General features: G+C 64.5%; 19 protein-coding genes. 9 read left to right on the top strand and 10 right to left on the bottom strand.

Annotation, left to right across the window (positions count from 1 at the left end):
• Positions 1-27 precede the first annotated feature (27 nt).
• Complete coding sequence (gene fdhA / locus BAC01S_RS13150; RefSeq protein WP_027795180.1) at positions 28-1,227, bottom strand: formaldehyde dehydrogenase, glutathione-independent; 1,200 nt, start codon at positions 1,225-1,227, stop codon at positions 28-30.
• Positions 1,228-1,487: 260 nt separating this feature from the next.
• Between fdhA and betI the strand changes: the two genes are divergently transcribed.
• From betI to betA, 3 genes are all read left to right on the top strand, one after another.
• Positions 1,488-2,075 (top strand): transcriptional regulator BetI, encoded by a 588-nt coding sequence (gene betI / locus BAC01S_RS13145; protein ID WP_027795179.1) that lies wholly within the window; start codon positions 1,488-1,490, stop codon positions 2,073-2,075.
• A 33-nt stretch (positions 2,076-2,108) separates the two neighbouring features.
• Positions 2,109-3,575 carry a betaine-aldehyde dehydrogenase gene (gene betB / locus BAC01S_RS13140; protein WP_027795178.1) on the top strand — a complete coding sequence of 489 codons (1,467 nt, stop codon included), beginning with the start codon at positions 2,109-2,111 and terminating at the stop codon, positions 3,573-3,575.
• Positions 3,576-3,705: 130 nt separating this feature from the next.
• The gene (gene betA / locus BAC01S_RS13135) at positions 3,706-5,448 is read left to right on the top strand and encodes a choline dehydrogenase (RefSeq protein WP_027795177.1); all 1,743 of its coding nucleotides are present in this window, start codon (positions 3,706-3,708) and stop codon (positions 5,446-5,448) included.
• Here the strand turns inward: betA and BAC01S_RS13130 are convergent.
• Positions 5,445-6,383, bottom strand: coding sequence for a choline sulfate utilization transcriptional regulator (locus BAC01S_RS13130; protein WP_027795176.1), 939 nt, complete (start codon positions 6,381-6,383; stop codon positions 5,445-5,447). The genes betA and BAC01S_RS13130 overlap by 4 nt on opposite strands.
• 121 nt (positions 6,384-6,504) lie before the next feature.
• On the opposite strand from BAC01S_RS13130, the gene betC reads away from it, so the two are divergent.
• The 5 genes from betC (at position 6,505) to BAC01S_RS33815 (ending at position 11,911) form a co-directional block, all read left to right on the top strand.
• Positions 6,505-8,046, top strand: a complete 1,542-nt coding sequence (betC, locus tag BAC01S_RS13125) for a choline-sulfatase (RefSeq protein ID WP_027795175.1) — start codon at positions 6,505-6,507, stop codon at positions 8,044-8,046.
• A 58-nt stretch (positions 8,047-8,104) separates the two neighbouring features.
• Positions 8,105-9,073 carry a choline ABC transporter substrate-binding protein gene (choX, locus tag BAC01S_RS13120; RefSeq protein WP_043202119.1) on the top strand — a complete coding sequence of 323 codons (969 nt, stop codon included), beginning with the start codon at positions 8,105-8,107 and terminating at the stop codon, positions 9,071-9,073.
• Between the two features lie 96 nt (positions 9,074-9,169).
• The gene (locus BAC01S_RS13115; protein ID WP_084168569.1) at positions 9,170-10,372 is read left to right on the top strand and encodes a porin; all 1,203 of its coding nucleotides are present in this window, start codon (positions 9,170-9,172) and stop codon (positions 10,370-10,372) included.
• 563 nt (positions 10,373-10,935) lie between these two features.
• Positions 10,936-11,418 carry an Hcp family type VI secretion system effector gene (locus BAC01S_RS13110; RefSeq protein WP_027795172.1) on the top strand — a complete coding sequence of 161 codons (483 nt, stop codon included), beginning with the start codon at positions 10,936-10,938 and terminating at the stop codon, positions 11,416-11,418.
• Between the two features lie 10 nt (positions 11,419-11,428).
• Positions 11,429-11,911: a DUF2778 domain-containing protein gene (locus tag BAC01S_RS33815; RefSeq protein WP_084168568.1), complete on the top strand. Its 483-nt coding sequence runs from the start codon at positions 11,429-11,431 to the stop codon at positions 11,909-11,911.
• A gap of 239 nt (positions 11,912-12,150) precedes the next feature.
• Here the strand turns inward: BAC01S_RS33815 and BAC01S_RS35570 are convergent, their stop codons facing one another.
• The 7 genes from BAC01S_RS35570 to BAC01S_RS13075 all read right to left on the bottom strand — a co-directional run bounded on the left by BAC01S_RS35570 (position 12,151) and on the right by BAC01S_RS13075 (position 19,664).
• Positions 12,151-12,492: a hypothetical protein gene (locus BAC01S_RS35570; RefSeq protein ID WP_245616584.1), complete on the bottom strand. Its 342-nt coding sequence runs from the start codon at positions 12,490-12,492 to the stop codon at positions 12,151-12,153.
• Positions 12,470-12,961, bottom strand: coding sequence for a dihydroneopterin aldolase (locus BAC01S_RS31250; protein WP_043202118.1), 492 nt, complete (start codon positions 12,959-12,961; stop codon positions 12,470-12,472). Before BAC01S_RS31250 ends, BAC01S_RS35570 begins: the two co-directional genes overlap by 23 nt.
• Positions 12,958-13,608, bottom strand: coding sequence for a sarcosine oxidase subunit gamma (locus BAC01S_RS13095; RefSeq protein WP_027795171.1), 651 nt, complete (start codon positions 13,606-13,608; stop codon positions 12,958-12,960). The genes BAC01S_RS31250 and BAC01S_RS13095 overlap by 4 nt, the downstream gene beginning before the upstream one ends.
• Complete coding sequence (locus BAC01S_RS13090; RefSeq protein ID WP_027795170.1) at positions 13,598-16,597, bottom strand: sarcosine oxidase subunit alpha family protein; 3,000 nt, start codon at positions 16,595-16,597, stop codon at positions 13,598-13,600. Before BAC01S_RS13090 ends, BAC01S_RS13095 begins: the two co-directional genes overlap by 11 nt.
• A complete protein-coding gene (locus BAC01S_RS13085; RefSeq protein WP_043202116.1) occupies positions 16,594-16,920 on the bottom strand; it encodes a sarcosine oxidase subunit delta in 327 nt (108 codons plus the stop codon). Before BAC01S_RS13085 ends, BAC01S_RS13090 begins: the two co-directional genes overlap by 4 nt.
• A gap of 28 nt (positions 16,921-16,948) precedes the next feature.
• Complete coding sequence (locus BAC01S_RS13080; protein WP_027795168.1) at positions 16,949-18,193, bottom strand: sarcosine oxidase subunit beta family protein; 1,245 nt, start codon at positions 18,191-18,193, stop codon at positions 16,949-16,951.
• Between the two features lie 82 nt (positions 18,194-18,275).
• A complete protein-coding gene (locus tag BAC01S_RS13075; RefSeq protein ID WP_027795167.1) occupies positions 18,276-19,664 on the bottom strand; it encodes an L-serine ammonia-lyase in 1,389 nt (462 codons plus the stop codon).
• Between the two features lie 286 nt (positions 19,665-19,950).
• Here BAC01S_RS13075 and BAC01S_RS31245 point away from each other — a divergent pair, with 286 nt between their 5' ends.
• On the top strand, positions 19,951-21,000 hold the full coding sequence (locus BAC01S_RS31245; protein WP_043202114.1) for a GlxA family transcriptional regulator: 1,050 nt from the start codon (positions 19,951-19,953) through the stop codon (positions 20,998-21,000).
• A gap of 342 nt (positions 21,001-21,342) precedes the next feature.
• Here the strand turns inward: BAC01S_RS31245 and BAC01S_RS13065 are convergent, their stop codons facing one another.
• Positions 21,343-22,899 carry a PqiB family protein gene (locus BAC01S_RS13065; RefSeq protein ID WP_027795166.1) on the bottom strand — a complete coding sequence of 519 codons (1,557 nt, stop codon included), beginning with the start codon at positions 22,897-22,899 and terminating at the stop codon, positions 21,343-21,345.
• Positions 22,900-22,925 lie beyond the last annotated feature (26 nt).

Below are 22,925 nucleotides of genomic sequence, written 5' to 3'. Positions count from 1 at the left end.
TCGCTTCATACGCGCTTCAGACCTGCGTCATGCCGCCTTCAGGAGTCCGTGCGGATCGATGACGAATTTGCGCGGCGCGCCGCCGTCGAACTTGCGGTAGCCTTCCGGCGCCTCGTCCAGCGACACGACGGTCACGTTGACGATGTCGGCAATCGGCAGCCGGTCCCACAGGATCGCCTGCATGAGGTTGCGGTTGTACTTCATCACCGGCGTCTGGCCTGTGTGCAGCGAGTGCGACTTCGCCCAGCCCAGCCCGAAGCGGATGCTCAGGCTGCCCTTGCGGGCGGCCGCGTCGACCGAGCCGGGATCGTCGGTCACATACAGGCCCGGAATGCCGATCGCGCCGGCCACGCGCGTAATGTCCATGAGCGAGTTGAGCACGGTGGCAGGCGCTTCTTCATGATGGCCGTGGCTGCCGTGGCCGTGCGCCTCGAAGCCCACGCAGTCCACCGCGCAATCCACCTCGGGCTTGCCGAGGATCGCGGCGATCTGCTCGCCGAGCGTCGCATCGCGCGAAAGATCGACGGTCTCGAAGCCCACGGCACGCGCATGCGCCAGCCGTTCGGCGTTCATGTCGCCGACGATCGTGCAGGCAGCGCCGAGCAGGCGTGCCGAGGCCGCTGCCGCCATGCCCACAGGGCCGGCGCCCGCAATATAGACCGTGGCGCCGGGCTTCACGCCCGCCATCACGGCGCCGTGATAGCCCGTAGGCAAAATGTCGGAAAGACACGTGAGATCGCGGATCTTTTCCATCGCGCGGTCACGGTCGGGAAACTTCAGCAGATTGAAATCGGCGTACGGCACCATCACGTACTCCGCCTGCCCGCCTATCCAGCCGCCCATGTCGACGTAGCCGTATGCGCCGCCCGCGCGCGCGGGATTGACGTTCAGGCACACCCCCGTATGCTGCTCCTTGCACGTCGGGCAGCGGCCGCAGGCGACATTGAACGGCACCGAAACCAGGTCGCCGACACTCAGCGTTTCCACGTCGCGCCCCACTTCGATCACTTCGCCCGTGATCTCGTGGCCCAGCACGAGCCCGACCTCGGCGGTCGTGCGCCCGCGCACCATGTGCTGATCCGAGCCGCAGATGTTGGTCGACACCACCTTCAGGATCACGCCGTGGCCGATAGGCCGGCCGCGCGGATCGACCATCTTCGGATAGTCGATCGGCCGCACTTCCACCTTGCCCTGCCCCACATATACGACACCGCGATTGCTGCTCATCGTTTCGTCTCCATGTCCATTGACGTTGCATTCGACACGCCTTGCCACCCTGCGTCCCGTCGCGGCCTGCCCTGCGGCAAACGCATTCAGGCCGACATGGCGAGGGTAGCCCGCCGCCCGCCCAGCCGAATGTGCAAAACGCGACGCCGGTTTGCCCGTATGCGACACGACCGGGTTTCCCTCTTCGAAAGCGATTTTTTGTTGATTGAACGTTCAATAAAAAACCGCTAATCTGGCCGCTCTCACCCAGGGGACACACCATGCCGAAAGTCGGGATGCGCGAGTTGCGCCGCGCCCAGCTGATCGACGCGACGCTGCTGACCATCGACGAAGCGGGCCTTTCCGGCACGACGCTCGCCCTCGTGGCGCAGCGCGCCAATATTTCGACCGGCATCGTGAGCCACTACTTCGGCGACAAGGACGGCCTTCTCGAAGCGACCATGCGGCACATCCTGCGCGACCTGTGGGCCGCCACCACGCGGCGGCGCCGGGCCGCGAAGGCGGAACCGCGCGCGCGGCTGCGCGCGGTCGTCGCCGCGAACTTCGACGTCTCGCAGGTCAGCGGGCCCGTGATGAAAACCTGGCTCGCGTTCTGGTCGCAGAGCATGCACGAGCCCACACTAAGCCGCCTGCAGCGCCTCAACCGCCGGCGGCTCTACTCGAATCTCTGCGCGGAATTCGCCAAGGCGCTGCCGCGCGCCCGCGCACGCCGCGCGGCAAGCGGCCTTGCCGCGATGATCGACGGCCTGTGGCTGCGCGGCGCACTGACCGGCGGCCCGTTCGACACGCGAGCCGCCCTGCGCCTCGCCAACGAATACATCGACCTGCTGCTTGGCGGCAGGGACTGATACCCGCGACACCAGACATAAGGATTCCTGACGATGACCTCCTACGGCCTGCAACGGCTCTACATTGGCGGAAACTACGTCGACGCCACCAGCGGCGAGACCTTCAAGACGATCGATCCCGCCACGGGCGAGACGCTCGCGGTTTGCCAGCAGGCGGGCGAAGCCGACGTCGACCGCGCCGTGCGCGCCGCGCGCGAGGGCCAGCGAGTCTGGGCCGCGCTCGACGCGATGGAGCGCTCGCGCATTCTGCGCCGCGCCGTCGAACTGCTGCGCGCGCGTAACGACGAACTGGCCTGGCTCGAAACCCTCGACACGGGCAAGCCGCTCGCCGAAACGCGCACGGTGGATGTCGTCACGGGCGCCGATGTGATCGAGTACTACGCGGGCCTCGCTCCCGCCATTGAAGGCCAGCAGATCCCGCTGCGCGCCGACTCGTTCGTCTACACGCGCCGCGAACCGCTGGGCGTGACGGCAGGCATCGGCGCCTGGAACTATCCGCTGCAGATTGCCTGCTGGAAGTCCGCGCCCGCGCTCGCCGCGGGCAACGCCATGGTCTTCAAGCCGAGCGAGGTCACGCCGCTCACCGCTACGAAGCTCGCGGAGATCTATCGGGAAGCGGGCGTACCGCCCGGCGTCTTCAACGTCGTGCACGGCGACGGGCGCGTGGGCGCGATGCTCGGCGCGCATCCGGGCATCGCCAAGCTCTCCTTCACAGGCAGCGTGGAAACGGGCCGCAAGGTCATGGCGCTCGCGGGCGGCTCCTCGCTCAAGGACGTGACGATGGAATTGGGCGGCAAGTCGCCGCTCATCGTGTTCGACGACGCCGACCTCGATCGCGCCGCCGACATCGCCGTGACCGCCAACTTCTTCAGCTCGGGCCAGGTCTGCACGAACGGCACGCGCGTATTCGTGCAGCGCCCGGTTCAGGCGGCGTTCGAAGCCCGCGTTATCGAGCGCGTCAAGCGCATACGCGTGGGCCAGCCCACCGATCCCGCCACGAACTTCGGCCCGCTGGCGAGCGCCGCGCAACTCGACAAGGTGCTCGGCTACATCGAAAGCGGCCTGCACGAAGGCGCGCGGCTCGTCACGGGCGGCGAGCGCCTTGCCGGCGACTTCGCGCGCGGCCTCTATGTGCAGCCAACCGTGTTCGCCGACTGTCGCGACGACATGAAGATCGTGCGCGACGAAATTTTCGGGCCGGTCATGAGCCTCCTGACGTTCGACGACGAAGACGAGGTCATCGCGCGCGCGAACGACACGCACTACGGGCTCGCCGCAGGCGTCGTCACGGAACGGCTCGCACGCGCGCATCGCGTGATCCATCGGCTCGAGGCAGGCATCTGCTGGATCAATACATGGGGCGAGTCCCCCGCGCAAATGCCCGTGGGCGGCTACAAGCAATCGGGTATCGGCCGCGAGAACGGCATTGCCACCCTGCTGCACTACACGCAGCTCAAGTCGGTTCAGGTGGAGCTGGGGCCGTACCGGCCGGCGTTCTGAGCGCCCACGTGCGGACGGTGCCGGCGCCGTGAAGGAGCAAGGCATGGCAAGCGAAGACTACAACACCATCATCATCGGCGCGGCGGGCCGCACGGGCCCGGGCGCCGCCGATGTCCTGAAGGAGCGCGGCATGGTCGCCAAAGAGTACGACTACATCATCATCGGCGCGGGTTCGGCCGGCAACGTGCTGGCGACGCGGCTCACCGAAGACCCCGATGTCTCGGTGCTGCTGCTCGAAGCGGGCGGCCCCGACTATCGCTTCGACTTTCGCACGCAAATGCCCGCCGCACTCGCCTACCCGCTGCAGGGCCGGCGCTACAACTGGGCCTACGAGACCGAACCCGAGCCGCACATGAACAACCGCCGCATGGAATGCGGGCGCGGCAAGGGGCTGGGCGGCTCGTCGCTCATCAACGGCATGTGCTATATCCGCGGCAATGCGCTCGATTACGATCACTGGGCGCAGCGTTCCGGCCTCGAAAACTGGGCCTATCGCGATTGCCTGCCCTACTTCCGCAAGGCCGAAACGCGCGATGCAGGGCCGAACGACTATCACGGCGGCGACGGCCCGGTGCATGTCACCACCAGCAAACCCGGCGTGAATCCGCTTTTCGAGGCCATGGTCGAAGCCGGCGTGCAGGCGGGCTACGCGCGCACGGACGACCTGAACGGCTATCGCCAGGAAGGCTTCGGCCCGATGGATCGCACCGTCACCGCCAGGGGGCGGCGCGCCAGCACCGCGCGCGGCTACCTGGACCAGGCGCGCAGCCGGCCCGGCCTCACCATCGTCACGCACGCGCTAACCGAGCGCATCCTCTTCAGCGGCAAGCGCGCGAACGGCGTAGCGTATCTACACGGCGACTCGAACACCACGGTCACGGCTCACGCACGCCGCGAAGTGCTGCTCTGCGGCGGCGCCATCGCTTCGCCGCAGATCCTCCAGCGCTCGGGCGTCGGGCCCGGCGCCTGGCTGCGCGAGCTCGGCATCCCGGTCGTGCTCGATCTGCCGGGTGTCGGGCAAAATCTTCAGGACCACCTGGAGATGTACATGCAGTATGCGTGCAAAGAGCCCGTTTCGCTGTATCCCGCATTGCTGCTGCACAATCAGCCGGCCATCGGCCTCGAATGGCTGCTCAGGGGCACAGGCATCGGCGCGAGCAATCATTTCGAAGCCGGCGGCTTCATCCGCACGCGCGACGACGACCTGTGGCCCAACATCCAGTATCACTTCCTGCCGGTTGCCATCAATTACAACGGCACCAACGCGATCCGCATGCACGGCTTTCAGGCGCACGTCGGGTCCATGCGCTCGCCTAGCCGCGGCCGCGTGAAGGTGCGCTCGCGCGATCCGCGCCAGCATCCGTCGATTCTCTTCAACTACATGGCCGAAGCGCTCGACTGGCGCGAGTTCCGCGACGCGATCCGCCTCACGCGCGAAATCATGCGCCAGCCCGCGCTGGACCGCTTCCGCGGCGAGGAGCTGAACCCCGGCGCGCAGTGCAGGACCGACGCCGAACTGGACGCGTTCGTGCGAGGCCGGGCCGAAACGGCCTACCATCCTTCGTGCTCCTGTGCGATGGGATACGACGACATGGCCGTGGTCGACGCCGAAGGGCGCGTGCACGGCATCGAGGGACTGCGGGTGGTCGACGCGTCCATCATGCCGCAGATCACGACAGGCAACCTCAATGCGCCGACCATCATGATCGCCGAGAAGATCGCCGACCGCATTCGCAACCGCCCGGCGCTCGCGCGCTCCCATGCCGCGTATTACGTGGCGAACGGCGCGCCGGCCCGCGGCGGCGCGGCGCGAGAAACGGCTAATGCCGATGCCGGCCGAGCCGTGAGCGCCGAAGCCGTTCCGGCCCGCTAGAGTGCTCCGTGGACCCGCGTGGCGGCGTTGCACGCGTCGAACAGCCAGCGGCGAAACGGCGGTACGGCGGGCGCCTCGGGCCGGGCCAGCGGCCGGACGAGGAAGTAGCCGCGCGCCGTCCTGATCGGCGTATCGATCAGTTGTACCAACTGCCTGGTTGCGATCAGACCGTCGACAAGCGGTGTCCAGCCTAACGCCACGCCCTGGCCCATGACGGCTGCCTCGATCACCAGCGAGTAGCTGTTGAACGTGATCCCATGCCCGTCGGCGGGCGCCGGCAGATCGTGCGCGACGAACCAGTCGCGCCATGACATCCAGCGCGCCGGCTCGGTGGGCTGAACGTGCAGCAGCGGCAGCTTCACCAGATCGGCCGCCCCGCTCTCCCCACTCGCCGGCCAATAGCGCTCGGCAAAGCCCGGCGAACACACCGGCGTCACCTGCTCCTGGAACAGACGCGAAGACGTGCAGGGAGCCCAGTCACCGTCGCCAAACGCAATCGCAACGTCGGCACGATCGCGGCGCGGGTCGAAGCCCTGTTGCGACGTGACGATCCTGACATCGACATCGGGCATGAGACGCCGCAGATCGGCGAGGCGCGGCATGAGCCAATAGGTCGCGAAGCCCGCGTCGGTGAGGATCGTCAGTGCGCCACAGGCGCGCCGCGCGCGGATTTCGACGGTGGCCTCGCGAATCGTCGCCAGGCCCTCGCGCACGGCCTCATAGAGCCGCTCCCCATGCGGCGTCAGCACGACGCCGCGATGCCCGCGCTCAAAGAGCGGAACGCCCAGATCGGCCTCCAGTTGTACGATGCGCTGGCTGACCGCCGGCTGCGTCGACCCGAGCTCGCGGGCCGCAGCGGAAAAACTTGCATGCCGTGCCGCCGACTCGAACACGGCCAAAGCTTGCATGGGAGGCAAACGATCCTCTCCGGACATAACACACCCTTATACGGATATAAGCTGCCGAGGTCTTCACGTGCGCATTATGACCCGACATATTGGCGTCGTACACGCCTCGCCTGTCGAGCCGCCAGTCAACATGAATCCCGCTCTCTCCATGAACCGTCCGAACAAACCGAATCTCCTTGTTCTCATGGCCGACCAGATGACGCCGTCGTCGCTGCGCGCTTACGGCAACCCGGTCTCGAAGACGCCTCGCATCGACGCGCTCGCGCGCGAAGGCGTGGTTTTCGACTCCGCCTATTGCCCGAGCCCGCTTTGCGCGCCGTCCCGCTTCTCGCTGATGGCGGGCAAGCTGCCGTCGAAGATCGGCGCCTACGATAACGCCGCCGAATTTCCGGCGCAAACGCTGACTTTCGCCCACTATCTGCGCGCCGCCGGCTATCGCACCGTCCTCTCCGGCAAGATGCACTTTTGCGGCCCGGACCAGCTGCATGGCTTCGAAGAGCGCCTCACGACCGACATTTATCCGGCCGACTTCGGCTGGGTGCCGGATTGGGATCGGCCCGAGGTTCGGCCAAGCTGGTATCACAACATGAGCTCGGTGCTCGACGCCGGAACCTGCGTGCGCACCAACCAGCTCGACTTCGACGACGAAGTGACGTTCACGACACGCCAGAAGCTGTTCGACATCGCGCGCGAACGCCAGGCAGGCAACGACGTCCGGCCCTTCTGCGTGGTCGCGTCGCTGACGCATCCTCACGACCCGTACGCCATTCCAGAGGAGTACTGGAATCTGTACCGCGACGAAGACATTGACTTACCGCGCACCACGCTGAGCTACGAGGAGAGCGATCCGCATTCGCAGCGCCTGCGCCGCGTCTGCGAAAACGACCGTACGCCGCCGACGGTGCAGCAGGTTCGCAACGCCCGGCGCGCCTATTACGGCGCGCTTTCGTATGTCGACACCCAGTTCGGCGCGATTCTCGACGCCCTGAACGCCAGCGGTCTTGCGAACGACACGATCGTGATCGTCACCTCCGACCACGGCGACATGCTGGGCGAACGGGGGCTCTGGTACAAGATGACGTTCTTCGAAAACGCGAGCCGCGTACCGCTGATCGTGCACGCGCCGAAGCACTTCGACGCACATCGCGTGGCGGGTTCGGTTTCGACGATCGACCTGCTGCCCACTCTCGTCGAACTGGCGACCGGCGAACGCGAACCCGCCTGGCCCGATCCCGTGGATGGGCACAGTCTCGTGCCGCACCTGCTCGACGACGGGGGCCACGACGAGGTGTTCGGAGAATATCTCGCCGAAGGCGCGATCGCGCCGATCGTGATGATCCGCCGCGGCGGCTTCAAGTTCATCCACACACCCGTCGACCCGGATCAGCTATTCGATCTCGTCACGGACCCGCAGGAACGCACCAATCTGGCGCAGGATCCGACACATGCACAGACGGTGCAGGCGTTTCGCGACGAGGTTGCCGGGCGCTGGAACCTGGCAGTCCTGCACGAAGCGGTGCTGGCAAGCCAGCGGCGCCGGCGCTTCCATTATGCGGCGACCACGCAAGGGCGAATCCAGTCGTGGGACTGGCAACCCTTCGCCGACGCGAGCCAGCGCTATATGCGCAACCACATCGAACTCGACACGCTCGAAGCCATGGCGCGCTTTCCGCGTGTGACGCACGAGTAAGTTCACCAGACGATCCAGATACCGCCACGCACGGCGCAAACCATAGACGGAGGAAAGCATGAAGCCAATCGGGTCTGCCAGGCTCAGGTCCATCGCACTCACAGCGCTCCTTGGAGCAACGCTTGCCGCGCCGCCAGCCGCGCAAGCTCAGGAGCCGCAGGCGTGCAGGCAGGTCCGCATGGCGGCGCCCGGCTGGACCGACATCGATGCGACCAATGCCGTTACCGGCGTGGTGCTCAAGGCGCTCGGCTACCAGCAAAACATCATGAACCTGTCCGTGCCGATCACCTATGAAGGACTCAAGAAGGGGCAACTGGACGTGTTCCTCGGCAACTGGATGCCGGCACAGGCACCGCTGATCAAGCCGTTCGTGGACAGCCATTCGATCGTCGTGCTGCATGCCAACCTGAGCAATGCGAAGTTCACGCTCGCCGTGCCCGACTACGTCGCGGCGGCCGGCGTGCATTCGTTTGCCGACCTCGCGAAAAACGCGGACAAGTTCGACGAAAAAATCTACGGCATCGAGCCCGGCGCGCCTGCGAACCAGAACATCGCGAAGATGATAGGCGACAAGGCATCGGGGCTCGGCGACTGGCACCTGGTCGAATCGAGCGAGACGGGCATGCTCACGCAGGTAGACCGTGCCGTAAAGCAGAAAAAGTGGATCGTGTTCCTCGCCTGGGAGCCTCACCTCATGAACACGAAATTCCACCTCACCTACCTCTCTGGCGGGGACGCCTATTTCGGCCCCAACTACGGCGGCGCCACCGTCAACACGGTGACGCGCGTGGGCTTTGCCGATCAGTGCGCCAATCTCGGCAAGCTGTTCCGCCAGATTACCTTCAACGTCGACCTCGAGAATCAACTGATCGCGAGCGTCCTGCAAGACAAGGTCGATATGGACACGGCCGCCCGAAACGCCTTGAAAGCGCATGGGGATTTGCTCAAGACCTGGCTCGAAGGCGTGACGACTGTTGACGGTGCGAATGGCCTGGAAGCCGTGAATGCGGCGATCGGGGCGCACTAGCGCCGCACATTGAACGGGTGAGCGGGGATATCCCCGCTCACTCCATTCATTATATGTAGCAATCCGAACTAAAAAACGTCAACGCAAGAGGAAGAAATGATCGAACTTCGTCACAGGCCGTCGCTTCCCAACAGGTGCCGCGCCATCCCAGCCCTGATATTCAGCGCGTCCGCATGGATTCCAGCGGCGAGTTACGCACAGAACAGCGTCACGCTATACGGCGTGCTCGACACTTCAATAGGCTACGTCACGAACGCCGGAGGAACGAGCGCCGCCCACCGGGTCGGCTTCGTCAACAGCAATATCCAGTCGAGCGGCTTCGGCGTGAAAGGCAAGGAGGACCTGGGCGGCGGGCTGTCCGCCATCTTCGACCTGCAAAGTATCATCGTGCCGACCTCCGGCGCACTCGCCGAAAAGAACACGCTTTTCAGCCTGCAATCCTGGGTCGGTCTCGCATCCGACCAATACGGGACGCTGACGTTCGGCCGGCAGTACGATCCGATCACCGACCTGCTCGAACCCTTGACCGCGGATATCGACTTCGGCGCGCTTTTTGCCACGGTGGGCAATGTCGATAACTACGACGCGCTGCTCCATATTAACGATTCGATCAAGTACGTTAGCCCGACCCTCGCAGGCTTCACGTTCGAAGCCATGGCTTCGTTGAACGGCGTCGCCGGATCCGTTTCCGCAGGTAGTGTTTACTCCGCTGCCGTTTCCTATACCAACGGTGCGCTCTCGCTGGCCGGCGGCTATATGATCAACCGCGTCGACAACCAGACAGTGCTCACCGGCGGCACCCCGAGCGTTACGGCGTCAACCAGCGCGGACGGACTCAACTACGACAACCCGATTGTCCAGTTCGCCAATATCCGCTCCAACGAAATCGGCCGCCTGGGTGGTCAGTATTCCTTCGGGCCATTGGCAGTCGGCGCGGCTTACAGCAACTCCCGCTTCCATCAGTTCGACAGCAACGCCACGCTCAACTTCAATAGCGGATCGGCGTTCCTGCATTACATGCCGGGCCCGCTGCTGGGGCTCGCCGCCGGCTACAGCTTCACGCGGGCAACCGGCGGCGGCGCGGGGGCGAACTACAACCAGGTTTCGCTCGGGTCGGATTATTTTCTTTCGAAGCGAACGGATATTTATGTGTCGGCGGTCTACCAGCATGCAAGCGGCGACACATTGAGCAACGCCGATGCGCTGGTTCCCGCCACGGCTTCGGTGGGGGACGAAGGGTTTTACGGTACGGGCCGGTCGCAGTTTCTGAGCGTGGTGGGTATGCGGCATCGGTTCTAGCGGGCTGGTGAACAAGCTGTCCGCCAGCGCCTTATCCCGGCAACTGCCCTTTCGGCTCGTCGAACATCGTATGTCGTACGAGCCCAGTTTGCGCGGGAATCGCTCCATATGTACGTGGTGCCCGAGGTAAGCCTTTGACCTCGGCGTGAATCGTCCGAATCGGTTTCAGCAACTGCACATCGATGAGCTGCTGACAGTCGGGCAAACCACCTCCTTCCAGGCACGATAGCCACTCGTGCCCATTCATTGCCCGTCCTTGCGTCCTTGTCTAGGTGCGCGGCTGCTTCCTTAAATTCCACCGTGTATGTCCGGTTCGGCATTCTTAACATCTATTGCTTCCTTCCTTTGACTCGATCTTACACACGACCTGTCACATTGCGAAATGTCATGGGAAGATAAAGTTGGCTCTTGTCAGACACCAAGGCTGCCGGCGAATATTCATAGCTCATATGCATTTCTGACTAACGCCGTATCGCCTTACCGGGGAAATTGTCTATCAGAAAAACATCAATTAATTGTGCTCTGAAGTTTCTTTCTCATTTATTTTCCATGGAGATTTCACAATGGCAGTTCCTTTGTATCTGTGGCTGAAAGACGAAGGCGGCGCAAATATTCGCGGTTCGAGCAACGTTCTAGGTCGCGAAGGAAGCATCGAAGTTCTAAGCTTGAGCCACGGCTTGCACTCCCCCGCGGACGGCAATACAGGGCGACTGATGGGAACGCGGACGCATCGTACGCTGGCTATCGAAAAGGAAATTGATCGTTCGTCGGTGCTTCTCTATCAGGCCGTTGCATGTGGTCTGACATTGCAGTCGGGAGAACTCAGATTCTATCGAATGACCGAAGCAGGACGGGAAGAGACTTATTTCACGATACTCATGAAGAACGTGAAAGTCGTTGGTATATCGCCGCGCGCGCCGAATATCAAAGAATTTTCTAGCCAGTACAGAAATCACTTTGAAGTCGTTGAATTCCGCTACGAAGAAATAACCTGGACGTATTCGGACGGAAACATAATTTTTAAAGACAGTTGGAACTACCTCTAAAGGGAATGTTATGCCTATACGATGCACATTTTCTCTAAACGGTAAAATGACCTCTTCATTGTATTGTTCTGGTTTTGGTTCAGTGGCAGCTTATTCCGGCACGAGTTGGGGACGGGACAATCCGCAAGCAACTGCGACTGAAAGCATTGGCCCACTTCCGGCAGGAACGTACTACATCGTCGATCGGCAGTCGGGTGGGATATTAGGCTGGGCGCGCGATTTCTGGTCAGAGTATGGTTATGGAACAACGGATCGAACGAAGTGGTTCGCACTATGGAATCCGAACACGGGAGACTCGACGATGATTGACGGTATCAGGCGCGGAAACTTTCGTATCCACCCCGAAGGACCCGCACACCTTAGCGAAGGCTGCATTACCGTTGTCAATCCATTTGCCTTTGAACAGCTACGGCGGTACATCCGCGCCTATAAGCCCGACTTGCCCGTTCCCGGTAGCACGTTGCGCGCTTACGGTACGGTTGAAGTGCGATGACGACGACCCTGCTGCGCAGTGCGCGCGTCCTCGGGTTTGTCACGGTATCGTGCGGAGGCGGTTGGTTGTTGGGAGCATTTATCTCCCGGTCATCGCTATGGATGCCGGATTGGCTCTGGAGCGCGATGCGCGCCACAGTTCGGGCAAGCGGCATTTATACCTTGTACAACGAAGACGATGTTGAAACGCTGTGTCTCCTTTGCCTGACGATCGTGTCGTGCGTAACCGTTGCACTCACACTAGGCGTCGCAGGGTTCATCGTTGCCCGCTATGCCCGAAAGCGGCGATCGGCAAGTACTTAGCCGGCCGAGCATCTTTTGTGTTCTTTGACACGCCCGCTTGCGCGCCTCCACAAGCAGCGCCTCCAACACAACCGCACTCATCCCCGCAGCCACACGCTGCACATAGTCGTGATGGCGCCCATCGAGCGGCGCATCCAGATACTGCGCCTGCAGATAGCGCAGCAATGCAATGCGCCGCTGCCCGCGCGCCATGCTCTGCTCGAGCAGCGCGAGCGCGGCCTGTGCGTCGCCTTCCGCATAGGCGCGTTCGGTCAGTTCAACGGTCTGCGCCCGCGCCATGACCGCGAACCTCGCCACACGGCACAGCCTGGCCCGCGCGGCGCGCCTCGTAATCAGCGCGCGTCCAGTCGAGCTCGATTCCCAAACGCCGCGTGCCCTCGCGTATCTTCGGCTTGTGGAGCGAGAGCGTAAGCGCGTCGAGCGCCGGCCATTCGGAGAACGATAGTTCCGCGATCTCCATGGCCAGCGTTTCGAGCAGCCGCGTATGAGGTTTCACGGTAAGGAACGCGCAAATGCGATTGCAGTACTGCTCGTAATCGATCAGCGTATCGACACCCGCTTCAGAAGGATCGCACCGGTACACGAGGCTCGCGTCCATCACGAGCGGCTGCGGCGCAAGGTGTTCGTGCGCGTGAATGCCCACGCGCGCAGCGATCGCGAGTTCGTCGACAAACACGCGCCAGCCCCGCCCCGGTCCGCTGGTCCCGGGCGATGCAAGGATGGCGCGCGGGTCGTCGAAGGGCTTCATGCGACGAGCGGTGCGGCCGCGTCGAGCAGGATCCGCACGAAGTAGTCGGCGAAGCTGCGCCGCACGATCACCTCGTAAGCCTCGCCGCTCACGGGCACGAGAACGATCGAGGCCTTGAAATAATGACTCTGCGCGCATTGGCCCGGCGCGAGCAAGCGCGGATGCAGGTCGAGCGGGCAGCCGCGCGCCAGCACGTCGCGCACCTGGGTGCCGGTCAGTTCGAGCACGGTAAGCCCGCTGCCCACGTCGACAACCGAGGCAAACTGGCCAGCGAGCGCGGTCGCCAGCGCCGCTTCGAACCTCGCCGGCTGCGGCTCGCAAGAGCGCACGAGCCACTCGTCGGGGCCGAGCCAAAGCACGTCGCAAGCCTCGCCGCGCGCGGTCGTATTGGGCTGCACCGGCAACCCGCAGCCGGTCACATGCTGAACGGCTTCGACAAACGCACCATCGGCAGCGTCGCCGCGCAGGTTCACGAGATCGCAGAAGGGTCGCTCGCTCAGGCGAAACGCCTTCGATTTGCCCGCGTGATGGGCCTTGAGCAGGTTGGCCACGCCAACGAGCGGCGACTCCTGCCACGCCTTCCCCGCCGTGCGCTGCACGACGTCCGGGAGCACCGCCGCCTCGTTGCTTCTCGCTTCATTCCACATGTTGACGCACTCCTTCGGTATCGTAGAAGACCGGGCTCGCGATCTTCGCGATGGCCTGCCTGCCGTTCGCGAGCGGTATCGTGACCTGCTCGCCCATCTTGCCAAGACCGCCCTTGACCACCGCCATTGCAATCGAGCGCTTCAGGATCGGGCTGTAATAGCTCGACGTCACGTGCCCGAGCATCGGCGCCGTGTCGCCCGTGACGGGCCCCGCGGTGATCTGGCTGCCTTCGGGCAGCACGAGCTTTGCGTCTTCGGTCAGGAGGCCCACCAGTTGCTTGCGTCCCGGCTTCGCCGTATCGGAACGGAAGAGCGAGCGCCGGCCGAGGAAGTCCTTCGACTTCGCCACCAGCCCGTCCATGCCGAGGTCGATGGGCGTCATGGATCCATCGGTATCCTGACCGACGATGATGTAACCCTTCTCCGCGCGCAGCACGTGCATGGTTTCGGTGCCGTACGGCGTGATGCCGAATTCGTCGCCGGCGGCCATCAGCGCTTCCCACACCGCGCGCCCCATGTTCGCCGGCACATTCACCTCGTAGGCCAGTTCGCCCGAGAAGCTGATGCGCATCACGCGCGCGGCCACCCCCGCCACCGTGCCCGTGCGGTAAGTCATGAACGGAAATGCCTCGCCGGCGAAGTCGATGTCACCGCATACCTTCTGCAGAACCTTGCGGCTCTTCGGTCCCACCACGGCGAACGTCGCCCAGTGATCCGTGACGGAGGCGAGCCGCACCTTCATGTCCGGCCACTCGGTCTGCAGCCAGCGCTCGAGCCACGTGAGCACGCGCGCGGCGCCGCCCGTGGTGGTGGTCATCAGATAGTGCTGATCGGCCAGGCGCACCGTGACGCCGTCGTCGAACACCATGCCGTTCTCGTCGAGCATGAGCCCATAGCGGCACTTGCCCACTTCGAGCTTGCTCCACGGATTCGTGTACACCCAGTTCAGCAGCTTCGCGGCATCGGGGCCCTGGATGTCGATCTTGCCGAGCGTGGACGCATCGAGCATGCCGACGCCGTTACGCACTGCCAGGCACTCGCGCGCAACGGCCGCATGCAGGTCTTCGCCCGCGCGCGGGTAATACCAGGGCCGCTTCCAGTTGCCCACGTCCTCGAAGGCCGCGCCATGCTCCACGTGCCACTCGTGGATGCAGGTCTTGCGGATGGGGTCGAGGAAATCGCCCAGCTCGCGGCCCGCGAACGTGCCGAACGAAACAGGCGTGTAGTTCGGACGGAACGTGGTCGTGCCGGTTTCGGGTATCGTCTTGCCGAGCGCGGCGGCGAGAATGGCCATGCCGTTGATGTTGCCGAGCTTGCCCTGGTCGGTGCCGAAACCCATTGCCGTATAGCGCTTCACGTGCTCGACGGACTCGAAGCCTTCGCGCGCCGCCAGCAGAATATCGGAGGCAGCCACGTCGTTCTGGAAGTCGACGAACTGTTTCGGGCCGCGCGGCGCTGCTTCGCGGCTGCCGACGAGCCACACGGGCTGCAACGGCGTCTCGCCCGGCTCCGCCACCTTGGGCACGGGCGGCCGCGTCAACGAGAAGCCGAGCGATTGCACGGCGTCGAGGCCCGCGTCCACGGCGAGTCGCAGCCCGCGCGCGAGGCCGAACTCGCCCACTGCCGCGCCCACGCTCACTTCGGGCTGCACGCGCTTGCCCGGCATGAAGCAGGCTTTCTCGTCGTTCCAGTGCGCCTTGCCGCCCGATTGCGCGAACAGATGCAGCACGGGACTGAAGCCGCCCGACATCGCCACGAGATCGCAGCCCAGCGTGGCGAGTTTCGCGCCCGTCTGCCCGTTCGCATACGCGACCACGTCGACGGAACTCACGCGCAGCTTGCCATGTGCGGCCATGACGGCCGCGTTGTACATGACCTTCACGCCCTGGCGGCGCGCGACGGCCTGCAACGCGCCTTCGCCTTGCGCGCGCGCATCCACGACCGTCACGCTCGCGCCGCAGGACTTGAGGTCCAGCGCGCAGCGATAGCCCGAGTCGTTGTTCGTGAACACCACCGCATTGCGGCCGGCAATCACGCCGTAGCGATGGATATAGGTGGAAACCGCCGAGGCCAGCATGATGCCCGGCAAGTCGTTGTTGCCGAATACGATGGGACGCTCGTGCGCACCCGTCGCGAGAATCACGCGCTTCGCGCGGATTTTCCAGAGCAGCTCGCGCGTGCCCTGGCGCGTGGAGACGGGCAGGTGATCGGTCAACCGCTGCGTGACCGTAACGAGATTGTGGTCCTGGTAACCGAAGGCCGTGCTGCGCGTGAGAATCTTCACGTCCGGCATCTTCGCGAGTTCCGCCTCCATCCTTTCGACCCAATGGATCGCGGGGCGCCCTTCGATCTCCGCCTTGCACCCCAGCAGGCTGCCGCCGGGTTCGCGCTGGTCGTCCACGAGCATCACGCGCGCGCCCGCAAGGCCGGCAGTGTGCGCCGCCGCCAGCCCCGCCGGTCCGCCGCCGATCACGAGCACGTCGCAATGCGCGTAGCACTTGTCGTAGCGGTCGGCGTCGCGCACCTCGGGCGCCTTGCCAAGACCGGCCGCGTCGCGAATCTTCTCTTCGTATTTCGGCCACCATTTGCGCGGCCACATGAACGTCTTGTAGTAGAAACCCGCCGGCAAGAAGCGCGAAAACTTCTGGTTGATCGCCATGCGATCGTTTTCGAGGTTCGGCTCGGCATTCACGCTCGTCGCGACGAGCCCCTGATACAGCTCGACTTCCGTCGCGCGCGCGTTCGGCACCGTATGCGCGCCGCGTTCGAGCTGCACGACGGCATTCGGCTCGGCCACGTCCGCCGTCACGATACCGCGTGGCCGGTGGTACTTGAAGCTGCGCGCGACGAAGTGCACGTCGTTGGCGAGCAGCGCCGAAGCGAGCGTGTCGCCCTGGTAGCCCTGATACGTGCGGCCGTTGAACGTGAAGCTCAGCGGAATCGCACGGTTGATGCGTCCACCCGCACCGAGTCGGTTCTTCTGGCTCATCGCGTCTTGCCCCCTTGCGTGTGTTCGTGCTGTTTTTGCGTCTCGTCCGGGGCGGCCGCGGCGCCCAGGCCGAAGGTTTCGTAGCCGTGAATCGCGTAAGTCACGGTGTCGCGCGTGACCTTGAACCAGCGGCGGCAGCCCTGCGCATGCAGCCATTGCTCGCGATGTTCGCCGCGCGGGTTCAGGCGCATGAACAGGTAGTCGCCCCATTCCTCGTCGGTGAGCTTGTCGGTTTCGAGCGGGCGCGCGATATCCGCCTCGCCGCCGCAGGTGAATTCCGATTCGGCGCGCGGTCCGCACCACGGGCATTCGATCAGCAACATGGTTTTCTCCCTTGTCGGTTCACAGCGTTCAATGCGCCACGGCGGCCGCGCCATGCTCGTCGATCAGATGGCCCGTGTAAAAGCGGTCCAGCGAGAATGGCGCATTGAGCGGGTGCGGCTCGTCCTTCGCGATGGTGTGCGCGAAGACCCAGCCCGATCCCGGTGTCGCCTTGAAGCCGCCCGTGCCCCAGCCGCAGTTGAAGTACAGGCCCTTCACGCCGGTCTTGCTGATGATCGGGCACGCGTCGGGCGAGACATCGACAATGCCGCCCCATTGCCGGTTCATGCGCACGCGCGAGAACACGGGGAACATCTCCACGATCGCCTGCAACGTGCCCTCGATGATGTTGAAGCTGCCGCGCTGGCCGAAACCCGTGTACTGGTCGATGCCCGCGCCGATCACGAGGTCGCCCTTGTCGGACTGGCTGATGTACGCATGCACCGCGTTCGACATCACCACCGTGTTCACCACGGGCTTGATGGGCTCGGAAACGAGCGCCTGCAACGGATGGCTTTCGAGCGGCAGCCGCACGCCGGCCATGTCGGCGAGCGTCGTGGTGTTGCCGGCCGCGACCACGGCCACCTTCTTCGCCTTGATGAAGCCCTTCACGGTATCGACGCCCGTCACGGCGCCACCGTTGCGGCGGATGCCGGTTACCTGGCAGTTCTGGATAATGTCCACGCCGCGCTGGTCGGCGCCGCGCGCGAAGCCCCACGCCACCGCGTCGTGGCGGGCCACGCCGCCGCGGCGCTGGATCGAGGCGCCGAGCACGGGATAGCGGCTGTTCAGATTGATGGTCGGCTCTATGGCCTGGATCTGCTCGGGCGTGAGGAACTCCGCGTCCACGCCGTTCAGGCGGTTCGCATTGACGCGCCGCTGCGTATCGCGCACGTCCTGCAGCGTATGGGCGAGGTTCATCACGCCGCGCTGGCTGAACATCACGTTGTAGTTGAGGTCCTGGGCGAGCCCTTCCCAGAGCTTCATCGCCTTCTCGTACAGCGCGGCCGATTCGTCCCACAGGTAGTTCGAGCGCACGATCGTCGTGTTGCGCGCGGTGTTGCCGCCGCCTATCCAGCCTTTCTCGAGCACCGCGACGTTCTTCACGCCGTGCTCTTTCGCGAGGTAATACGCTGTGGCAAGACCGTGCCCGCCGCCGCCGACGATCACCACGTCGTACTCCTTCTTCGGCTCCGGACTGCGCCACTGCCGCTCCCAGTTCTCGTGATACGACAATCCGTTGCGAAACAGACTGAAAATCGAATAGCGGCTCATCGGCTGCTCCCTCGTTCGTTGCTCATGTGTGCTTTCTTAATGCGGTCTCTCATTGCGGCCTCCCATTGCGACCTCTCGGGCCCTAGCATTCGATGACGTTCACGGCAAGCCCGCCGCGCGACGTCTCTTTGTATTTCGTTTTCATGTCGGCGCCGGTTTCGCGCATGGTCTTGATCACGCTGTCGAGCGACACGTAGTGCTTGCCGTCGCCCTTGAGCGCCATGCGCGAAGCGTTGAGCGCCTTGATCGCACCCATGGCGTTGCGCTCGATGCACGGAATCTGCACGAGGCCGCCCACGGGATCGCAGGTCATGCCGAGGTTGTGCTCCATGCCGATCTCCGCTGCGTTCTCCACCTGTGTGGGCGTGCCGCCCATCACGGCCGCGAGCGCGGCGGCAGCCATCGAGCAGGCCACGCCCACCTCGCCCTGGCAGCCCACCTCGGCGCCCGAGATCGACGCCGTTTCCTTGTAGATGATCCCGATCGCGGCGGCAGTCAGCAGGAAGTCGATGATGCCGTCCTCGTTCGAGCCCGGCACGAACTTCACGTAGTAGTGCAGAACAGCGGGAATCACGCCTGCCGCGCCGTTGGTGGGCGCGGTGACGACACGCCCGCCCGCGGCGTTTTCCTCGTTGACCGCCATGGCATAGAGGTTCACCCAGTCGAGCATCGAAAGCGGGTCGCGCAGCGACTCCTCGGAACGCGCGCGCAGTTGCACCGCGAGGTCGGCCGCGCGCCGCTTCACGCGCATCGGGCCCGGCAGCTCGCCGTGCAGGCGGCAGCCGCGCTCGACGCAGGCCGCCATGGTGCGCCAGATCGCGAGGAGGCCGTCGCGCACGTCTTGTTCGCTGCGCGAGACGCACTCGTTGCGCAGCGCGACTTCGGCGATCGAAAGCCCGCTCTCGCGGCATACGCGCATGAGGTCGTCGCCGGTGCGAAACGGGTAGGGCACGTCGCCGGCGGGACGCAGCCCGTTGATGCGGTCGCCGTCGCGATTGACCACGAAACCGCCGCCGACGGAGTAATACTCCTTCTCCACGAGCAGCTGGCCGTTCTCGTCGAACGCCTGGAAGCGCATGCCGTTAGGATGCGCCACGCCATGCGTGCCGCTCATGAGCCGGCGATAGAACGCAAGATGCTCGCGCAGGTCGAACGGCACGGCATGCTTGCCGAGCAGCACGAGGCGCTTGTCCTTGCGAATGGCTTCGAGACGCGGCTCGACCAGGTCGGGGTCGATCAGGTCGGGCAGATGGCCCTCGAGGCCCATCAGCACCGCCTTGTCGGTGCCGTGGCCCTTGCCGGTCGCGCCGAGCGAGCCATATAGCTCGACCTTCAGCTGCCGCACGAAGCCGAGCAGGTTGGCGTCCTCCACGTGGGAGGCGAACCGGCACGCGGCGATCATCGGGCCGACCGTATGGGAACTGGAAGGGCCGATGCCGATCTTGAACAGGTCGAAAACGCTGACGTTCATGAAATGCCTGATAAAAATGACGCCGGAAGTGGGCGGATCGTGTCGATCCGGCATGGCGTCACTTCACCAAAGCGAAAAAAACGCCGATAGAACAAAAACGGCATGCCCGTGGGACAACCCCGCCACGACAGGTGCGGCCGCCGCGGCATTTCGTTTATGCGAAGATAGATGGCGCAAAAACACAAGTGCCGCGAGGTCCGATCAGCGACGCTTGAGTGGCCGGCCCCGCAGCCCGCGGGGCGCACGCTTTGGCCCGCATGGGCCTTTTCCGCTTCGCTTTCTCGCCATGCCCGATCCGCTGCCGGTCACGTCCGTCGACGCCTTGCCCAAGGAGCACATCCGCTTCGGCATCGTGCTGCTGCCCAATTTCACGTTGACGGCCTTCTCGGGCTTCGTCGACATGCTGCGGCTTTCCGCCGACGAAGGCGACTACAGCAAGCCCGTGCGCTGCTCGTGGCGTGTGATCGGCGAATCGCTCGCGCCCGTGCGCGCGAGCTGCGGCATCCAGGTCACGCCGTGGGAGACCTTCGAGGACGCGCCGCCGGTGGACTACCTTGTCGTGGTGGGCGGCCTGCTGCATTCGGGTCCGCAGGCCAGCGAGGAAACCTTGAAGTACGTGCGCCGCGCGGCGCAGGCGGGCACCACGCTCGTCGGCATCTGCACGGGCGTGTTCGCGCTCATGCGCGCGGGCGTGCTGGACGGGCACCGCATCTGCGTGAGCTGGTTCCACTACTGGGATTTCGTCGAGCGCTTCCCGGCCGTCAATGCCGACGCCCTCGTGGCCGACCGCCTGTTCGTGATCGACCGGCGCCGTATCACCTGCTCGGGCGGGCGGGCCGCCATCGACGTGGCCGCCGCCATTCTGCTGCGCCACTTCGATCACGCCACGGTGCAAAAGGCGCTGCGCATCCTGCTCGTGGGCGAGCTGCAGCAAGGCAACGCCCCGCAGCCTCAGCCGCCGGGGCTGGAACCGGCCACGCATCCCAAGGTGAAGCGCGCCATTCTTCTGATGGAACAGCAGGTCGGGCGAACGGTCCCGCTAGAGGAACTGGCCTGCAAACTGAACCTTTCGCCGCGGCAACTGGAGCGCCTGTTCAAGGCGGAGACCGGCAGGAGCCCGCGCGCGTTCGCCAACCAGGTCCGCCTGCGCACGGCCGCGTGGCTGCTTACGAGCTCGGACCGAACCGTCGCCGACATCGCATCGAGCTGCGGCTTCTCGGATGCCTCGCACCTCGGCCGTGAGTTCCGCAAACAATTCGGTGTGCCACCGGTCGTGTACCGGAACAACGAAACGGCGCGCCCCGCGGAGACCCCGCCGCTCGACGCGGTTCTTTGACGTCTCGGGGCTGTCCATAACGCTTGCCATACGGACAGAGAGAAGCGGTTCAACTCGCTTCCGCTTTCGGCTAATCTCATCTTGCCTACCTGAATCTTCTCGCCTGTCCGGTCCCGGCTTCCGGTGGCAAACGACATTCGCCGCGGATACGACTGCGCAACCTCGATCACCACGACTGGTGCGCCGGTGGACGAGACTGTGACAGGACGGTTACGTGAAACGCGCATCGACACACCGCACCCATCAATTGCGAAGGACACCGTACCGAACTTCGAAAAGGAGTCCGGCATCCACGTTCGCCATGACGTCTACGAAGGCGGCGCGCCCCGCCTTCGATCGCGCTCATCGGTCCGCGGACTTCCCCCAGACGAACGATTCCGGGTGACGCTCGACATATTCGGAAAGCGCATTCACTCCCGCCGATGCGCGCCGAAGTTCGATCAATGCGCGGTCGACGTCGCGCGGCAACGGCGCCGCCTGGCCAAGCGTATCGTTTGCCGAGCGAAACGCCTCCCGAGCGGACGCGAGCATAGCGGTCGCGGCCGGCACGAGTTCCCCGTCGATGTGCTCGAACAAGTCATTCGAATGCGCCAGCGAAGCGTTCAGATTGCTTCCGATCGCTTGCAGCGGCATACGGTCGAGTTTGCGAACGATGTTCGACAACTGGTCCTGGAGTTCTTCAAGGGTATTCGGCACCGACGGCAGTTCGAGAGGAGTCCGGCTCATATCGATCCGGGCCGCGGGGGCGCGCGGAAAGAGATCGAGCGCCACATACTTCTGTCCGGTCAGCGGGCTTCCCATCCGCAACTGCCCGCGCAGCCCCCGTGCAACGAGTTGCTGCAGGAGGTCCTTTGCGGCTGCCCCGGTGCCGTCTCCGAGCGCGTTGCGATAGCTTCGGCCGAGTCGCGACGGATACAACTGCAGGGTGACCAGCATGTCGAAACGATCGCGTTCGGGATTCAGGTCGATATCCACCGCGATCACCGTGCCCAACTCGACGCCGTGAAATTCGACGGGCGCGCCAACCGACAGCCCTCTCACCGACTGCGCGAAGCGCATTCGCACCACGGCGGGCGGCCCGTCGTCGTTGCGCATGGCGTCCTCGCGGTTATCCGCGAGCGCGAAGGTCTGTCCGTTCGCGGCTGCCGCCGCAGACACGTCACCGTGCGGTTCGAATGCCACCCCGCCCGCCACAACGGCCGCGATCGACTCCGCTTGCACGCGCGCGCCGCCGGACCCAAGCCGCAGCTCGATCCCGCTCGCCTGCCACCATCGTGTGCCGGGCGTGACGAAGCGGTCAAAAGGCGCGTTGACGAAAACATCGACGAGGACGTTGCGCGAACCCGCCGCAAGTGAATATCCCAGCACCTCTCCCACTGGCACACCGCGAAAATCGACCGGCGAGCCCGAACTCAACGAACCCAACGAGGCCGCGCGCAGCACGAAATGCGTGCCGCGCTGGTCGCTCGTCACGACCGGCGGCGCTTCCAGTCCAACGAATGCGCCGCAGACCTGATGCGAATTCAGGTCAACGTCGACATCGAGATAGGCCCCGGAGATCACGGAAAGGAGTCCCGAGAAATTCCTTGGCCCAAGACGCGGGCGCACGATCCAGAAGCGCGCCCCGCATGTGGCGATAGCGCGCCCGGCGGCATCGAGCTGCAGCACCGCGTAGACGTGTCGGGCATCGGCCGACACGCGCAAGCTCTCCAGCCTTCCCACCTCGACATTGCGATAGCGTACTTTCGTTTTCCCCGCCACCAGGCCCGCTCCGGACAAAAAGCTCACCGTCACGCGAGGCCCGGATCGCATCAGCCCATGGGCAATCACGAGGGTGCCGATCATCGCGGCGGCAACGAGGACGAACCAGCCTGCGAACGGTTGTCGAAGACACTTCATTCACAGGCTTCCCACCATGACGCCCG

Source organism: Paraburkholderia acidipaludis NBRC 101816 (assembly GCF_000684975.1).
Lineage (GTDB): Bacteria > Pseudomonadota > Gammaproteobacteria > Burkholderiales > Burkholderiaceae > Paraburkholderia > Paraburkholderia acidipaludis.
This window is presented reverse-complemented; position numbering and strand designations above follow the sequence as displayed.